The organism is Okeania sp. SIO2B9 (assembly GCF_010672505.1).
Lineage (GTDB): Bacteria > Cyanobacteriota > Cyanobacteriia > Cyanobacteriales > Microcoleaceae > Okeania > Okeania hirsuta.
This window is the reverse complement of sequence record NZ_JAAHGK010000024.1, coordinates 1-17,385: the sequence shown is the minus strand read 5'-3', so window position 1 is coordinate 17,385 and position 17,385 is coordinate 1. Positions and strand designations below refer to the sequence as shown.

The 17,385-nt window shown below is 39.0% G+C and carries 11 protein-coding genes; 4 read left to right on the top strand and 7 right to left on the bottom strand.

Annotated elements, in window-relative coordinates:
- The first annotated feature begins 233 nt into the window (after nucleotides 1-233).
- Nucleotides 234-875: a peroxiredoxin-like family protein gene (locus tag F6K13_RS02150; RefSeq protein WP_124144704.1), complete on the top strand. Its 642-nt coding sequence runs from the start codon at nucleotides 234-236 to the stop codon at nucleotides 873-875.
- Nucleotides 876-1,185: 310 nt separating this feature from the next.
- On the opposite strand, the gene F6K13_RS02145 is transcribed toward F6K13_RS02150, so the two are convergent.
- From F6K13_RS02145 to F6K13_RS02120, 6 genes are all read right to left on the bottom strand, one after another.
- Entirely contained in the window at nucleotides 1,186-4,287 is a 3,102-nt protein-coding gene (locus F6K13_RS02145; RefSeq protein ID WP_287286745.1) for an efflux RND transporter permease subunit, read from the bottom strand.
- A gap of 582 nt (nucleotides 4,288-4,869) precedes the next feature.
- A complete protein-coding gene (locus F6K13_RS02140) occupies nucleotides 4,870-7,992 on the bottom strand; it encodes an efflux RND transporter permease subunit (RefSeq protein WP_124144702.1) in 3,123 nt (1,040 codons plus the stop codon).
- A gap of 278 nt (nucleotides 7,993-8,270) precedes the next feature.
- Entirely contained in the window at nucleotides 8,271-11,105 is a 2,835-nt protein-coding gene (locus F6K13_RS02135; protein ID WP_287286744.1) for a CHAT domain-containing tetratricopeptide repeat protein, read from the bottom strand.
- A 33-nt stretch (nucleotides 11,106-11,138) separates the two neighbouring features.
- Nucleotides 11,139-11,336, bottom strand: a complete 198-nt coding sequence (locus F6K13_RS02130; RefSeq protein WP_287286743.1) for a hypothetical protein — start codon at nucleotides 11,334-11,336, stop codon at nucleotides 11,139-11,141.
- A 49-nt stretch (nucleotides 11,337-11,385) separates the two neighbouring features.
- Nucleotides 11,386-11,571 (bottom strand): hypothetical protein, encoded by a 186-nt coding sequence (locus tag F6K13_RS02125; protein ID WP_287286742.1) that lies wholly within the window; start codon nucleotides 11,569-11,571, stop codon nucleotides 11,386-11,388.
- A 68-nt stretch (nucleotides 11,572-11,639) separates the two neighbouring features.
- Nucleotides 11,640-13,538 carry an efflux RND transporter periplasmic adaptor subunit gene (locus F6K13_RS02120; protein ID WP_287286740.1) on the bottom strand — a complete coding sequence of 633 codons (1,899 nt, stop codon included), beginning with the start codon at nucleotides 13,536-13,538 and terminating at the stop codon, nucleotides 11,640-11,642.
- Between the two features lie 587 nt (nucleotides 13,539-14,125).
- Between F6K13_RS02120 and F6K13_RS02115 the strand changes: the two genes are divergently transcribed.
- Nucleotides 14,126-14,401 (top strand): hypothetical protein, encoded by a 276-nt coding sequence (locus tag F6K13_RS02115; RefSeq protein WP_287239628.1) that lies wholly within the window; start codon nucleotides 14,126-14,128, stop codon nucleotides 14,399-14,401.
- Between the two features lie 114 nt (nucleotides 14,402-14,515).
- A complete protein-coding gene (locus F6K13_RS02110) occupies nucleotides 14,516-16,162 on the top strand; it encodes an iron uptake porin (RefSeq protein WP_124144815.1) in 1,647 nt (548 codons plus the stop codon).
- A 591-nt stretch (nucleotides 16,163-16,753) separates the two neighbouring features.
- Here the strand turns inward: F6K13_RS02110 and F6K13_RS02105 are convergent.
- Nucleotides 16,754-16,921 carry a hypothetical protein gene (locus tag F6K13_RS02105; RefSeq protein WP_287239625.1) on the bottom strand — a complete coding sequence of 56 codons (168 nt, stop codon included), beginning with the start codon at nucleotides 16,919-16,921 and terminating at the stop codon, nucleotides 16,754-16,756.
- On the opposite strand from F6K13_RS02105, the gene F6K13_RS02100 reads away from it, so the two are divergent.
- Complete coding sequence (locus tag F6K13_RS02100) at nucleotides 16,920-17,231, top strand: carbohydrate porin (protein ID WP_124154915.1); 312 nt, start codon at nucleotides 16,920-16,922, stop codon at nucleotides 17,229-17,231. The genes F6K13_RS02105 and F6K13_RS02100 overlap by 2 nt on opposite strands.
- Nucleotides 17,232-17,385: the final 154 nt, after the last annotated feature.

Genomic DNA, 17,385 nt, shown 5'->3' with positions numbered 1-17,385 from the left:
TACAAACCTGTCGTCGCCAGGGGCGTTCTGTGATTGAATTCTTTGAACAGTCTCTAGTGGACAGCGTTGTAGGCGATCCCTCATCAACTCTTTCTCTTATTCCTATTTTGCATACCTGAATCCTTACTACCTGACTCCTCAGTAATTAAGATTAATATCATACCCTAATTTACCAACGCCAATTTTTTTTGCCTTAATTGGAACAATCATTCTAAATAATAGGAGAAAATCCCATGGAATTAACCAAAAACTTACAACAACTCCAAGCTGAAATACAAGCCCAACTACCAGAAGATGCAAAGGAAAAAATGAATAAAGCGGTAGTTGATTTAGCTAACTCCGATATTGTTGACAATAGCTTAAAAGTAGGGGAAAAAGTTCCTAACTTTAGCTTGCCAAATGCAGTAGGTAAAATAGTAGAATTAAATTCATTACTTGTAGAAAGTCCTGTAGTAATTTCCTTTTATCGTGGCGGATGGTGTCCTTATTGCAATATGGAATTAAGAGGTTTACAAAAGTATTTGCCACAAATCACAGAATTAGGAGCAAAATTAATCGCAATTTCTCCAGAAACGCCAGACAACTCTCTTTCCACAACAGAGAAAAACGAATTAACTTTTGAAGTCTTAAGCGATAGGGGAAATCAAGTTGCTAAAGAATTTGGTTTAGTATTTCAACTTCCCGAAGAATTACGCCCAATATATCAAAGTTTTGGCATTGACTTACCAGCTTACAACGGTGATGAAAGTTTTGAATTACCAATTCCTGCCACTTATGTAGTTGCCTCAGATGGTACAATTATTCATGCTTTTGTTAACCCAGATTATACACAACGTCTCGACCCAGAAGAGATTATTAATGTGCTAAATAATTAGGAGTCAGGAGTCAGGAGTCAGGAGTCAGGAAAGAAGAAGGAAGAAGGAAGAAGGAAGAAGGAAGAGGGGATAAATATTGAAAAAAAGGGAAAAACGATAGATATAAATATCTAATACCAATTTGATAAATGTTTGCTACAAATAGCTAGGGTATTTCGTAAGAATTTCCTACGGAATGCTCCGCAAACAGAATTGCCGACGGAATGCTCCGCAAACAGGAGTCAGAATTAGAGGTACAGTTTTAAGATTAATCTTTTTTTCCCTACTCCCCCGCTACCTCACTCCCCCGCTCCCCCGCTCCCCTACTCCCCTAATCCCTACTCCCTAAAGTCTCAAAATTAGCCATCAATAAATACGAACAGGGAACAAGGTAGAGAGCAACGAGCGTTGCACCACCAACACCACCGGCGATCGCTATCGCCAAAGGAGGCCAAAAGTCACCACCTTGTACTAACAAAGGAACAAACCCGATCATTGTGGTTAAAGTTGTCGCAACCACATGACGAGTGGAACACATAACAACTTGACGCATAGCTCGACGGTTGCCTGTAGATGCTTTGGGATCTTCCAGGATAGCAGCTAAAACTACTACTGAATCATTAATGGCAACTCCCACTAAACCAAATGTTCCGATCAGACTCATAAAACCAAAGGGATAACCAAATAACCATAAACTGAAAAATCCTAAACCAATGGCACAAATGGCGACTCCCCCAATAATGGCAGTTGCTCGGAAGGAATTTAAGGATAAAACTAAAATTGAAGTTGCTAACAACAACACTAAAGGTACTGTAGCAAACAAATTTGCTTCAGTTTCGCCTTGTTTTTCTGACTCTCCAGCAACTTGCAACCAATACCCGGATGGTAACTCAAAGTTTGAATCATTCAACTTTTGTTGCCACTCCTGCAAAACTTGAGAAGGTAAAACCCCGGCAGCAACAAAACCTTGAATTGAATTTATCCGTCTGCCATTATGTCTTTTAATAAGAGAAAATTCTGGCTTTAATTCTACTTTTGCTAAAGCTGAAAGGGGTATTGTATCAGTTGCACTAAATCGGTTTTGATTGAGACTGGAACCAGTCGGTTGTAAGTCTAGAGATGTAATTTGACTAATGTCTCCCCGTTGAGCATTCGATACTCGCACCCGCACTGGTAATTCTTCCGTCTCTTCAATTATTGACCCTCCTAAATTTCCCTCCAGTAACATATCCAACTGTTGTGAAACAGTAGCACGATCTAATCCTGCTAAACGAACTTCTTCCTCATTCACTTGTAGTTGTAGTTGGGGTCGAATTTCGCTTAAAGTGTCGCGGGTGTGAGTTACGTTAGGAATTTGAACTAAGATATTTCTTGCTTGTTCTCCTAATTCTTGTAGACGATTTAAGTTAGGACCATAAATTCTCATTTCTACTGGTGCGTCAAAAGGAGGTCCTTGTTCTAATTGTCGAATCAAAACTTGAGCTTCAGGAAATGCGGTATCAACTTCTGCTTGGAGTGCATTAACAAATTCTGGTTTAGCAATTAAATTTAACTGTAAAATTCCTTGAGCATAATTTGGGTCTTGTCTACCTGATGCTAAGTTATAGTAATACCGAGGAGAACTACGTCCTAAAAACCACTGTATTTCTTCAATTTCTGGATGTTTTAACATTATGTTTCTGACTTCTATAGCTGTATTTTTAGTTTTTTCAATGGAGCTTAGACCAGGTAGTTCTAATTCTATTTGTAGTTGATTTCTTTCTGCTAGAGGAAAGAATTGTCGGGGGAGACTGCTAACTTGAATGAAACCAGTTATCGGTAAAATTAAACTTAATAATATTCCTAACCATGGACTGCTAAATACACTTCTTAGACTGACTTTGTAAAGTTGATTTAAAGATGAATTTACAAACCCAGTTTGCCACCATTTTCGTTGAATATAATGCGAATAATAATGATATAGTTTGCCTGCTAAACCAGAACCTATAGTTAGAGAAAATATTAAAGAAGAAATAACAGCTAAAATCACACTAATGCCAAGACCACCAACAAATTCTCCACCGTAACCAGGCATTAAAACAATTGGTAAAAATGCTATAGCTGTAGTTAAAGTTGATGCAGTTAATGGCAGGAATAAATGATTAACTGCATTATTTATAGCAGTTTCAGCGCTCAATCCAGAAACCATATTTTTAGTAATTCTATCAACAACAATAATTGCTGTATCAATCAATAATCCTAAAGCTACAATTAATCCAACTATTGAGATTTGATTTACAGAAACATTCAGAAGCTTCATTATCCCTAAAACCATACAACTTGATAAGGGTAATGCTAAACTCACAACAGTTGCAGATTTCCAACCCATTAAAAATAATGTAATTCCAAATATCAGTATCCCACTCATTAACAGATTTAACATCAGACTTTTGAAACGAGCTTGAATATAATTATTTTGATTAAAAATTATCTCAAGTTTTAGACCTTGACCAAGCTCTTGCCGGAATTTTTCTATGGCTGCTTCTGCCGATTTTGCCCAAAGGTCTATTTGATAATTTGATTCTACAAATATAGCTAAAGTAGAAGCCGGAAGACCATTAATTAATGCTAGTTCATTTGCTGGTTCAGCAATTGTTTTTCTGACTTCAGCAATGTCGCCAAGTAGAGTGAATTGCCCTTGTTTACTAAAGCTAATTGGAATATTTATAATCCGCTCTAGGGAATCTAAATCTGCATCAACTTCTAGAAGTAAATCATTATTTTTGCTACGAAATTGACCGGAAGAAACTTTAGCATCACTTTGTTTAATTTGGGCTGATAATTGTTGGGGTGTGAGACCAATACTAGCTAACTGAGCTGCATCAATCTCTACTAATATTTCTTCTTGAGGATTACCAATTGTGGCGATTTTTTCTGTTCCTGGTAATGCTAATAATTTATCTTTTAATAATTCAGATAAACGACTAAGAAGTGCATAATTTGGCTTTGTATCTTGTTCCCAAGTTAAAGCAGCAATCATGGCATAAGCTTTAATTTTAAGTTCTTCTAATTGTGGTTTACTTGCACCAATAGGTAGTTGAGTTGTAACTTGATTTAATCGGTCTCTAATTCTTAACCAAACTGTATCGGCGTTTGTTTTTTTAACTGAATCTAATAATTCAATACTAATAGTTGAAGTTCCTACCTTAGAAGTTGAAATTGTCATTCTAATTTCTTCAATTTCAGATAGTTCTGTTTCTATTTTTTCTGTGATTAATGTTTCTATTTGTTCTGCATCTGCTCCCGGCCAAAAAGTTGTAATGACTGCAACGCGGGAAGTTAATTGTGGGTCTTCAAGTCGTGGCAATGTTAAAAAAGATGATACTCCCCAGACCACAATAATTAGTATGGTTAGTATTAATAATCGCAAGTTCCGATAAAATAAGGTAGCCATTTCAGTTATAAGTTATCAGTGATCGGTTTTTCTGCTCTCAACAAAATCTATGGAGCATCTTGCACCCGCTATTTCCCAAAAATTCCCAATGTCCCCACATTTTCTACACTTCCCACAGTACTCCTTATTATAGCAAATCTAAAAATTATTGCTACATATCCTTGAAAGTACGGAGTAGTGAGTATGGTTCAAAGACATAAGATATCTTGTTTTAGTGCCGAGAATCGTTGCAAAAATCACTGAACCATTATTATTACTTAATAATACCAAATCCGCCTAATTGCACATAGATCCAATAACGTCATAATCAGGATTTTAAACTATTAGACAATAATAAAAAATAAAATCAATTATTCTACATAAATTATCAATTATTTATCCTTAACCCCTGCTTCCTACTCTCTACTCTCTCTTTTCTAGGTCTATTGATTGTGAGGTTATTTAACCGGATTTTATATAACTAGACATCTCCAAAAATTAAAAATAAAATCAATTCTTATCCAGAAATTATTAATTATTCTTCTCTGTTCCCTGTTCCCTCTTTTCTGGAGATGTCTACTGAAGTTTTTATGAAGTATAGCATTATTTTGGGGAATTGGTATTACTTCTACCAAAATTCGCCAGAAGTAAATACGAACAGGGAACAAGATAAAGAGCTACCAACGTTGAACCGCCAACACCACCAGCGATCGCTATAGCTAGAGGAGGCCAAAAACTACCGCCTCCTAACAATAAGGGCACAAACCCAATCATTGTAGTTAAGGTTGTAGCAATTACATGACGAGTGGAACGTAGGACTACTTTTCGGGTAGCTCGACGGTTGCCTTGAGATGCTTCTGGGTCTTCCAGGATGGCAGCCATAACTACAACTGAGTCGTTAATGGCAATTCCCACTAAACCAAATGTGCCGATCAGACTCATAAACCCAAAGGGATAGCCAAATAACCATAAACTAAAAAATCCTAATCCTACAGCACAAATAGCAACTAAACCAATTATGGAAGCTGCTCGGAATGAATTTAAGGATAACACCAAAATTGAGGCTGACAATACTAATATAACTGGGAGAGTTGAGAAAAGATTTCCTTGAGCATTGCCTTGTTGTTCTGCCTCTCCAGCAATTTCAGACCAGTACCCAGATGGTATTTCAAAATCTGCATCATTTAACTTTTGCTGCCATTTTGTGAAAATTTCTGAAGGTAAAACCCCAGCAGCGAGAAAACCTTGAATTGAGTTTACTCTTCTACCGTTACGCCTTTTAATGACTGAAAATTGTGGTTCTAATTCTACTTCTGCTAAAGCTGATAGAGGTATTGTGTCAGTTGCATTCAGGCGATTTTGATTGAGACTGGAACCAGTCGGTTGTAAATCTAGGGATTTAATTTGGTTAAAGTCTCCTCTTTGAGTATTTGATACTCGCACCCGCACTGGTAATTCTTCAACACCTTCGAGGATAGAACCTCCTAAATTTCCCTCTAGTAAAGTATCTAACTGTTCCGAAACAGTAGCGCGATCTAGTCCTGCTAAACGAATCTCTTCTTCATCCACTAACAGTTTTAGTTGAGGTCGAACATCGTTTAAGGTGCTGCGGGTATGAGTTACTTTCGGAGTTTGAGCTAATAGCGCTCTTGCTTGTTCTCCTATTTGTTGTAGACGGTTTAAGTTGGGACCATAAATTCGTAGTTCCACTGGTGCATCAAAAGGAGGTCCCTGTTCCAATAGTCGCACTAAAATTTGAGCTTTAGGAAATGCGCTATCAACTTCTGCTTGAATTCTGTTAACTAATTCTGGTTTAGCGATCGTATTTAGCTGCAAAAATCCTTGAGCATAATTGAGATACCGTTCTTTACCTGCTTTTAAGTTGTAGTAATACCTGGGCGAACTACGGGCTAAAAACCACTGTAATTCATCAATTTCTGGGTGCTTTAAAATTAGCTCTCGGACTTGTAGAGCAGTATTTCTTGTTTTTTCAATTGAGGTGAGAGCCGGCAATTCTAATTCAATTTGTACTTGGTCTCTATCTACTTGAGGAAAGAATTGTTGGGGCAGAGTTCCTAGCTGAACTATACCAGTTATTGGCAAAATTAAACCTAATAATATTCCTAACAAAGGAGAACTATATACACTGCGTAAACTTAGTTGATAAATTTGAGTTAAATAAGAATTTGAAAATCCCGTTTTCCACCATGGCTGTTTAGTTTTTTGCCAGGAATTACGGTCTGGATTGTGGTATAATTTTGCTGTTATTGCTGAACTGATTGTAATTGATATTAATAGTGAATAAAGAACAGCTAAAATCACACTAATACCAATACTACCAACAAATTCTCCAGAAGGACCAGGCATAATTGCAATTGGTAAAAACGCCAGAGCTGTAGTTAAAGTTGATGCCATTAAAGGCATAAATAAATGATGAATTGCTTTAGTAATTGCTACTTCTGATTTTAGACCTGAAGCTATACCTTGACTAACTTCATCAACCACAATAATTGCTGTATCAATTAATAGCCCTAAAGCTACAATTATTCCAGTTATTGACATTTGATGTAGAGGTATATCTAACAATCCCATCGAACCTAACACCATACAAGTTGATAGAGGTAGGGCTAAACCAACAACAATTGCAGATTTCCAACCCATTAAAAAGACTGTAATTGCAAATACTAGAAAGCCACTAATAAACAAATTTAAAATCAGACTATCTAGACGATTTTCAATATAATTACTTTGATTAAAAATCATCTCTAGTTTCAGACCTTTGCCTAGTTGTTCGCGGAATTTATCAATTTCTGTTTCTGCTGTTTTTGCCCAAAGGTCTATTTGATAATCTGATTCGACAAATACCCCTAATGCAGCAGCAGGACGACCATTAATTAATGTTAATTCTCTGGGCGGTTTAATAATAGTTTTCCTCACCTCAGCAATGTCGCCAAGGAGAGCAAATTGTCCTTGTTCGCTAAAATTAATTGGAATACTCCGAATCCTTTCTAAAGAATCTAAATCTGATTCTATTTCTAATAGTAAATCATTATTTTGACTGCGCATTATACCTGCTGAAACCTTAGCATCGCTCTGTTGAATTTGCGTTGATAATTGTTGAGGTGTTAACCCAATACTAGCTAACTGAACCTGGTCAATTTCTACGATAATTTCTTCATTTTGCTTGCCAAAAATATCAACCTTTTCTGTACCCGATAATCCCAAAAATTCATCTTTCAACAGTTCAGATAAACGGTTAATAATTGCATAATTCGGTTCGCTATCTTGTTCCCAAATTAAAGCTGCAATCAAAGCATAAGCCTTAACTTCTACCTCCTCTAGTCGTGGTGGACTCGCACCCACAGGTAATTCAGGAGCAGCTCTATTTAATCGCTCTCTAATTCTTAACCAAACCGCATCAGCATCTGCCTCTTCAACGGAGTCTAACAGTTCAATATCGATAATCGAACTACCCGCTCTAGAGTCTGATTCGTAGGTTTTAATTTCCTCAATTTCAGATAATTCTTCCTCTATTTTTTCCGTAACTAACGCCTCTACTCGTTCAGCATCAGCTCCAGGTAAAAAAGTTGTGACAAACGCTTGACGAGAAACTAATTCAGGGTCTTCAAGTCGTGGCAATGTGAAAAAAGCTGAAATTCCCCAGGTGAGAATTACCAATATTGCCAGGATTAATAATCTAAAGTTTCGATAAAATAAAGTAGTCATTTTCAGTTATCAGTTATAAATAGGGAGGAGTCAGGAGACAGGAGACAGGAGTCAGGAGACAGGAGACAGGAGACAGGAGACAGGAGACAGGAGACAGGAGACAGGAGACAGGAGACAGGAGAAAGAAGTATTTTCATCACTTAGGGAGGAGTCAGGAGACAGGAGACAGGAGACAGGAGACAGAAGTATTTTCATCACTAATTATCTGGAGATGATATTACAGCTAGGGAGGAGTGGCGTACCTCTCGCCTGATGGAATTTGCTGTATCAGTTCTAAACTATCTTGAATCATATTCCCCCTGCAACGTAAATGCTCCCCAATAATAAGGACTTATCTCAGTCTCTAACATCTGCAATTGAGCTGCCCGCAATGCCTCCACAGGTGATAATCTCTGGTCTAACATTCCTTGATAAAACTGCGACATTAAATCTGCTGTTCTAGAATCATCAACAACCCACAACGAACCTACTACCCGTTTTGCCCCTGCATACATGAATATCTTTGTCAAACCTACCAAACCTTCTCCTTTAATATCCTTCCCTAAAGCTGTTTGACACGCACTCAATACTACTAATTCTGCTGGTAAGTTAAGATTAAAAATATCATTCAGTCGGAGGAAACCGTTTTGCCAGTTGCCGTTTTTATCCACTAACGACATGACAACCCCTGACAATTCTGGTTGCTTACCGTTAGCAAAACCGTGAGTGGCAAAATGTACAATCTGATATTGGGCTAATTCCTGACTGGTTGCTATTTCTCTGTTGGCCTGAAAATCAAAAGCTTGAGTGCGTTCCGACTCTGGTATTAAAGCCATAATTGCTTCTGCTTCAGTGCGAGTACCTGGAAGTCTATCCCATCTAATACCAACATCTCTAGCAGCCCTATCTAATTGTTGTGCCTCTAGGGGGAAAGCTCGACTCCGAGATTCTGCTGTAGATATTGTGGTAGTTTTACCTGTAAACCTAGCATCATCAGGGCTAAATACTGGGTCGGCAATAATAGCCACTTTCTTCGGGGCAAGTTTCCGAGATTTTGTACTATTGCGGATATTTGCAATAGTAGTAACTGAAGGGAGATTTACTATTTCGTGGTTAACTATTAAAGGTTGATAACCATCACTTTCTTGATCGGTATTTGGTATTGATAAGACGGAAAAAGGAATTTCTTGTAAGAAGCGATCGGCAACTATTAATAAACGTTTTTTGTTTAATTTATCGGTAACTGGTTTGATCAGAATTTCTGTCAGCTCATCGGCAGCACTATCAACTTTTGCTATGTCGTTGCGTTCTCGTGGACTTGTTATTCTCACCATCAACTCTATAGCAGCATTTTTGATTTTTGCTTGGGGAGGAAGTTGATAACTGTGGATGCTATCTTTGGTGACTGCCCATAAATAGCTGCTTTCTTCACCCAGGGAATATTGTAGAAGTAAGGTGTTGTCATCTAATACTTGTTGTTGAACTTCCTTGAGAGTGAGGGGTTGAGGTTCAGTTAGAGCTGCATAATTTGGGCTGGTGGTACGAATTTTGATGCGTAACTGGTTGTATTCATCTATGAGTTGGTCTCTTGTTTGTTCGATGTTGGCTTTTTGTTCGCAGGTGTATTCTCCACTAAGGAGTTTGATGCGTTGGGTTTCGATGGCATTGAGTTGTTGTTGCAGCTCTGTTTCTGCCATTGCTAGTTTGGGATCTATTCCTTGGCGGATATTGACACTAGCTTCGTTGAGGAGTTCGAGGAAAGCACGGGCGCGACTGCGTTCACTGGCGTAAAAGGCTTTAGCATCGTGACCTTGGTTTGGATTTTGTTTGTGGAGTTCCATGAGTAAGTCGATGTAGAATTCATATCTATCCTGGACGGTGGCGAAGTAGGAGGCGCGGAGTTCAACACTAGCAATTTTGGTACGGAGGTCTTCAATTATTTCTAGGGATTTTTCTATGAAAGTTAGACTTTCAGTGAGTTTGCCTTGGTCTCGTTTGAGCCAAGCGATATTAAAAAGAGTGCCTGCTTCCCCATCCCGATCGCCTACTTGCCGTCTTATAGGTAATGCTTGATTTAAGTAATTAAGTGCTGTTTGTTTTTCTCCTAAGCTATTGTAGGCAAGGCCAAGATTATTGAGAGTCCTTGCTTCCCCATCCTGATCGCCTACTTGCCGTCTTATAGGTAATGCTTGATTTAAGTAATTAAAAGCTGTTTGTTTTTCTCCTAAGCTATTGTAGACAAGGCCAATATTATTGAGAGTGCTTGCTTCCCCACGGCGATCGCCTACTTGCTGATATATAGGTAATGCTTGATTTAAGTAATTAAGTGCTGTTTGTTTTTCTCCTAAGCTATTGTAGACACTGCCAATACTTATGAGAGTGGTTGCTTTCCCACGGTGATCACCTACTTGCTGATATATAGGCAATGCTTGATTTAAGTAATTAAAAGCTTTTTGTTTTTCTCCTAAGCTATCGTAGACACTGCCAATACTTGTAAGAGTGGTTGCTTCCCCACGGAGATCGTCTACTTGTCGTTTTATAGGTAATGCTTGATTTAAGTAATTAAGAGCTGTTTGTTTTTCTCCTAAGCTATTGTAGACAAGGCCAATATTATTGAGAGTGCTTGCTTCCCCACGGAGATCGCCTACTTGCCGTCTTATAGGTAATGCTTGATTTAAGTAATTAAGAGCTGTTTGTTGTTCTCCTAAGCTATCGTAGATATACCCAATATTATTGAGAGTGATTGCTTCCCCACGGCGATCGCCTACTTGCTGATATATAGGTAATGCTTGATTTAAGTAATTGAGTGCTGTTTGTTTTTCTCCTAAGCTATCGTAGACATAACCGATCCAAACGAGTGTAACTGCTTCCCTCCTCAAGTTACCTATTTTCCTAAATAGTAATAGCGCTTCTTCCCATTTAGCGATGGCTTGCTTCCGAGATTCTGCTGTACCTTGCTTATACAGTTTCATTACTTCATCAAAGACTTTTTCTGCTTCAGCATCAGGGTTGGTTTGAGCAGCAACTTCTCCCTTATTCACAATACTTGGCAACATTAGGAGAGGGAAACTCACACTAAATAATATCAGACTATTAATAGTGAGAATAGACAACCATCGTACCGGAGAAACCATAGATATTATCCCTTTCTAAGCAATTAGAAAACTTCATATTAATATACTTCCTGTTTCAAGAAAGATATGCAGTATCCAGTAGGTTGGGTTAAGCGTCGGAGCGCAACCCAACAATTCTAACTCTTTGTGTTGGTGCATTGTAATGGTCGTGAATTGTCCAGCAATATTTGTGACCACAACAGTGGGAGCAAGATACTCCCATGCTAGGTATTCTTTTTTGCTGTATACCATTATGCGAACAGGACTATCTTTTTGTGGGGTTTCCGGATGTCAACCCAACCTACAAAGTAGCTAAATATTTTGATAGTATCCAGTAGGTTGGGTTAAGCGTCGGAGCGCAACCCAACAATTCTAACTCTTTGTGTTGGTGCATTGTAATGGTCGTGAATTGTCCAGCAATATTTGTGACCACAACAGTGGGAGCAAGATACTCCCATGCTAGGTATTCTTTTTTGCTGTATACCATTATGCGAACAGGACTATCTTTTTGTGGGGTTTCCGGATGTCAACCCAACCTACAAAGTTACCTAAACTTCATCTAACTTCTGACTCCTGACTTCTAACTTCTGACTTCACAAACTGCCCAGGCGCCAATTGATTAGTTCCATTAGTCACAATCAAATCTCCCGGTTGCAATACCCCACGCACCAAACTCCGGTCTCCCTCCGTATGCAACACCTCAACCATTCGTTTTTCAGTCTGATAAGTTCCCGCAGGTAAATTCAAATCTGACTGCGAAGGGGGTACAAGAGCATAACTTGCCAACAACCCCCGCTCTCCCCAAACTAAAGCAGAAGTAGGCAACCAATATCCTTCCATCTCATGAGTCTGATTTAATCCCAGACGAACAACAGTACCAGGAGCAATAGCTTGAGGTAGTGCCAAAATCACAGTTTGCGTCCGAGTCATAGAATCTACTTCTGGTAATATCGACAGCACTCTTGCACTATAAATTCTCTCTCCCACCCTAACTTCCTGCTGACTACCAACTCTCAGACTGGAAGTCTTCCCTGGTGGCACCCCAACCCTAACCTTCCTTTCACCACCCTCAACCAAACGCACAACACTCTGACCAGCATTAACCACAACTCCTTCATCTAAATGTCGGACTGAAACAATACCGGAAAAAGGTGCAAATAGAGTACTCTTTCTCAGAACAACATCAATTTCAGAAATTTGTGCCTCGAAACGTCTAATTTCTGCTTGTTGAGCTTCTATTTGTTCCCTGCGAGTTCCAGCAATCAGTTCGTCTAACTGACTTTGCACCTGACCTACCCTAGCTCGTTGAGCTTCTATTTGTTCGCTACGAGTTCCAGCAATCAGTTCGTCTAACTGACTTTGCGCCTGACCTACCCTAGCTCGTTGAGCTTCTATTTGTTCGCTGCGAGTTCCGGCAATCAGTTCGTCTAACTGACTTTGCGCTTGACGTACCCGCGCTTGTTGAGCTTCTACTTGTTCCCTGCGAGTTCCTGTTTCCAGTTTCTCTAGTTCGCTCTTTGCTTGCTCCAGTCTTGCTTGTAAAGTATCTGCTTGGGTTGAAGCTTCGTCAAACTGTTCTTGAGAAATTGCTCCTTCGGTATAAAGTTCTTCACGTCGTTTCTCCTGAAGGCGAGCGAGATTTAATTGTTCTTCTAAGTCCAAAACTCCCGAACGAGCAACTTTTATATCTTCAATACGCGCTCCAGTTTGCAATTCCTGTAATTTTGCTTGTTCTTGGAGTAGGGATGCGCGAGTCGCTGCTATTACTTCTGGTCTCGGTCCAGTTTGCAACTCCTGTAATTTTGCTTGTTCTTGGAGTAGGGATGCGCGAGTCGCTGCTATTACTTCTGGTCTCGGTCCAGTTTGCAACTCCTGTAATTTTGCTTGTTCTTGGAGTAGGGATGCACGGGTCGCTGCAATTACTTCTGGCCTTGCTCCATTTTCTAGTTCTTTCAGTGTGGCGATCGCTCTATCTTTCTGTGCTATTAATACTGCTTTTTGAGCTTTTGTTTGGCTAGTGTCGAGTTGAGCGATCGCTGTTCCTTTAGTTACTTCTTCTCCTTCTTCTATATATATAGATGTGAGTAAACCAGATTGTTCAAAACCTAATTCACTGGTTCTTTTGGCTTCTACAATTCCTGTGTAACTCTGGGAAACGGAATAGGAGTTTACTAATTTAATTGGGATAGCTTGAACGGATAGGATATTGGGAAGAGTGGTTTCTAAGTTTGGTTTGGCAGAAATATTCCGCTCCTGAATAAATTTTAGACCGCCAAAAGCTATTCCTAGAGTCACCAACACGAGACCAACGCGAAGAAATTTTCTATCCTTGACTTTAGGTTTGAAATTAGTGACTTCTGACTGAATTGGTAAAGTTTCCATCTTTTCAGTTAAGATTTCCACTTTGCCATTAATTTTATGGGGTTTAGAGTCTAGCAAATTATTCTCTTTCATTGCTTTAAAATTTAGCTTAAGTAGAGATTATAAAATTTTTGTTAAATAGCCTATCAGCTTTTAGCATTTCTGTACCGGAATGCTCCGCAAATTCGCAAAGCTGACTGCTGACTGCTCCTTTAAGTTAGATTCAAATGGACATTTAAAACAATCGTTTGATTTATTTTAATTAAAACATACGTTTGAAATAATTGCAAAGGGAAGGAAGAAGGAAGAAGGAAGAAGGCAGAAGTCATATCAAATCCGGTTAAACAGCCATAGAATGGTTAAGTTAGGAGTCCTCAGGAGTCAGGAGACAGTCCTCAGGAGGAGAAAGAATTACAAAGATGAGGGTAGTTATGACGATTGAAGATTTTTTTTATGTCCAATTAAACGGATTTGATATCAAATAAATATTAGATCGCGTAGGGTGCGTTAATGAAATGTAACCCACGCCTCCTAAAGTATGAGGTGCGTGAGGTGTAATATCATGTCCGGTAGCATCGGTATTGTATAGCAAGGGTAGGGAACACTTAACTGGGAACAGGGAACAGGCAAGAATACTTAAGAGCAAGAAAAAAACTTAAATTTCCTGTAGATATTCACCTTTGGGTTTACACGAACGCGCCCCAGCGGACATGATATCAAACCGATCGCGAAGCGGAACGGAGTTCTATCATTATTCCAAAAATGGTAAGCGTACCGTCACACACCCTACTAAATATTGGTGGTGGTGCATAGTAATGGTAGAGAGAGTGTGGGGAGATGGGGACCCACCCCTAACCCCGACCGTGGAGGGGAGTATGGGAGAAATTAAAAAATATATATCTTCACCAAAACCCATGCAGGACTACCTAAATATTTTGTTTGCCAACAGCGTCTAAATTGTTAATTCCAACAAGATTTTTTCCTAATTCATCCCACCTCCCAAGACTAAATTGTCTCGTATTAATGATAAAATCTGACATCACAATAGACTACTTTTAGGGAGAAATGTTTTGCAAATATTTGAAATTCATGGTATTGATAAAAAAAATCATAATCGTAAAATATGTATCGTTATTAGCTTGATTTTAATCAATTTATCATGTTTAAGCACTCGCCCTACTCTGGCAACAGAAGAAAAACAGGAGCTGATGGGAGAAATTCAAAAGTATGCTGAAGAATTTAGTAATTCTAAGTCTAATGACCCTATTACTCAACAAATACCTGTTTACCAACTAGATGATATTTTACCCTCCGACTGGGCTTATGAAGCATTAATAAGTTTACGCGATCGCTACGACTGTCTCTCTGGTTATCCTGACAATACTTACCGAGGCAACCGCGCCATCACCAGATATGAATTTGCAGCCGCTGTAAATGCTTGTTGGCAAACCATTGAAAGTTTCCTGGCAGAAAGTCAAGCAGAATTAATTCAACAAGACGACCTGATAGTTATCGAAAGACTTATACAAGATTTTCAGGTAGAAATAGCTAATCTGAAAGCACGCACTGAAGGTTTAGAAAATCGAGTAGATGCTTTAGAAGCGCAACAGTTTTCCACTACCACCAAATTAAACGGTCAGACAATTTTTGCAGTGAATGCTGGTGGGTTTGATGGCGATCGCCTCATTGACCCCAATGGAATAGAGCTTGCAGACGAAAATCCTCAAGCTACGTTTCTATATCGAGTAGTTTTCGATTTTGATACCAGTTTCCGAGGTACAGACTTATTAAAACTACGGGTTGATACAGGTAGTAATGGTTTTATTGATAACGCTACAGCTATACTCGAGCCCAACTTTGGTAGTATTCTAGATTTCTCCAAACGCCCCCCAGGAGATGACAATTTTGGTATTGGGAGAGCTTTCTACAGTTTTCAGGTCGTGGAAAATTTGTCTCTATCTATCGGACCGTTAATAGAAGCATTGGATTATATAGATAATAATAGTTACGCTGATTTAAGTTTTCGCGACTTTTCCACAGAAAACCTAGTTTATAACTACGTTGCATTTCCTGTTAATGGCATTGGTGGTGGAGCAATATTAGAATGGAATCCTGGTGGCAGTGCTTTCAATCTTCGTGCTTTATACATTGCCCCAGACTCAGCTAACCCTTCCCAAAACGGTCAAGGTCCGTTGCCAGTTTCTGTGTTTACATCACTACTCTATTCTGATGGCAGGGGGTCCAGGGGTCTATTTGGTTTTCATCAAGGAATGGTGGAATTTGAATATAATCCTTCGTCTAGATTTAGTCTACGTTTGCTTTACAGTGGAGGAAAAGTTTTTGCTCGCAATTTTGATGCAGTGGGGGTGAATTTTGAGTGGGGTTTTTCTAGCAAGTTTGCTGTTTTTGGTCGCTATGGGTACAGTAGCTATGACGATACAGATTTTGGAGATATTAATCCGAACTATTGGATGGCAGGTATTTCTGGATTAGATGTTTTGCAAGAAGGCGATCGCTTGGGGGTTGCAGTTGGACAGCCTTTTGTTGTGGATGACATTGGTAATTCAACTCAGACCAATTTGGAAGTTTTTTATAATTATGCAGTGAACGATAATATTCAGATTTCTCCTGTTTTGCAACTTGTTTTTGACCCTAGTAATCAAAAGAGTAATGGCACTATTTTTACTGGTACATTACGGACTGTTTTTTACTTTTGAAGTAGTCAGAAATTATTAATAGTATATCCGGTTTAATCGGTATGATAATATTTATATTCCGGCTCTAAAACCATCTTAATCCATGGCAATTCATGGCTGTAGATATGTCCAATTTAGCCCATACTACTGAAGAAAAACTATAGCGCTGTGCGCAGGCAACAGCTCCGGAAGGCAACAGCTCCGGAAGGGGGAATAAAAAGCTGATAAGATAAAACTTTTAGCTATTGGACAGTTCCTGTCATTTGTAAATATGCCAGCGCACATTGCTATATATGAGATATTTTAGCCCTAATATAGGTTTCTCAAAGGCTAAATCCCTACTACGAGCTGTAATTAGAACTATTTAACTGGACATGATATTAGATGTTTTGCAACAAGGCGATCGCTTTGGGGTAGCAGTGGAGTAGACTTTTGTTGTGAATTAAATTGTTCAACAATTAATAATTAATAATTAATTAGGGCTTGCTGATTAAATATAAAAGCATTGACATATAAAGACAAGTGCCTTTTTGGGAACGAAAAAAGTGCGCCTGTTTCAGTCTAAAACGCTCAAAAAGGAGGGTCTTTTAGGCACATAGTTGGGCAGAACAATCAAGGGACAAAACGCCCGCTCCTACTTCCTCGCTCCCGATCCATTTCTCCCCTCCACCGGAGGGGTTGGGGGTGGGTTGTCTCCTGTCTCCTACCCCTACTAAAATACTTTTGAGCGCAAACCCTAATTATTACCTCTCCTGGAAAAGAAGAGGATTGACTAATCATGAAAATTTTTCTTCTCTTGGTCGATTGGATATGGCGAGGAGACCCGTTCTTACAGACCCGCTCCGAAGTACGCCATCCCACCCTTCGGGAAGCTGCGCTAACGACCGCTTATTATCCCCTGAAAAGGGGAGGCGCATACCCACAATTTTTCGGTAATTCAACTCAGACAAATTTGGCAGTTTTTTATAATTATGCCGTGAATGATAATATTCAGATTTTTCCTGTTTTGCAAGTTGTTTTTGATTCTAGCAATCAGAAGAGTAATGGCACAATTTTTACTGGTACCTTACACACTGTTTTTTCTTTTTGAAGAAGGTTTTAGGTGGTAGGTGAAAAGTTAGGATAGATTAAAAGCTTAAAACTCAGACAAAGCGATATTTTTCCTTCTTCCCTCTTCCCTCTTCCCTCTTCCTTTTTCCTTAGCTTAAAACTCAGACAAAGCGATATTTTTCCTTCTTCCCTCT

What these genes read in the sequence shown, in the direction of transcription:
- F6K13_RS02135 (WP_287286744.1), bottom strand. Translation starts at nt 11,105, where the DNA reads ATGGTTTCTCCGGTACGATGGTTGTCTATTCTCACTATTAATAGTCTG.
- F6K13_RS02125 (WP_287286742.1), bottom strand. Translation starts at nt 11,571, where the DNA reads ATGGTATACAGCAAAAAAGAATACCTAGCATGGGAGTATCTTGCTCCC.
- F6K13_RS02150 (WP_124144704.1), top strand. Translation starts at nt 234, where the DNA reads ATGGAATTAACCAAAAACTTACAACAACTCCAAGCTGAAATACAAGCC.
- F6K13_RS02145 (WP_287286745.1), bottom strand. Translation starts at nt 4,287, where the DNA reads ATGGCTACCTTATTTTATCGGAACTTGCGATTATTAATACTAACCATA.
- F6K13_RS02130 (WP_287286743.1), bottom strand. Translation starts at nt 11,336, where the DNA reads ATGGTATACAGCAAAAAAGAATACCTAGCATGGGAGTATCTTGCTCCC.
- F6K13_RS02120 (WP_287286740.1), bottom strand. Translation starts at nt 13,538, where the DNA reads ATGAAAGAGAATAATTTGCTAGACTCTAAACCCCATAAAATTAATGGC.
- F6K13_RS02100 (WP_124154915.1), top strand. Translation starts at nt 16,920, where the DNA reads ATGAAAATTTTTCTTCTCTTGGTCGATTGGATATGGCGAGGAGACCCG.
- F6K13_RS02140 (WP_124144702.1), bottom strand. Translation starts at nt 7,992, where the DNA reads ATGACTACTTTATTTTATCGAAACTTTAGATTATTAATCCTGGCAATA.
- F6K13_RS02105 (WP_287239625.1), bottom strand. Translation starts at nt 16,921, where the DNA reads ATGATTAGTCAATCCTCTTCTTTTCCAGGAGAGGTAATAATTAGGGTT.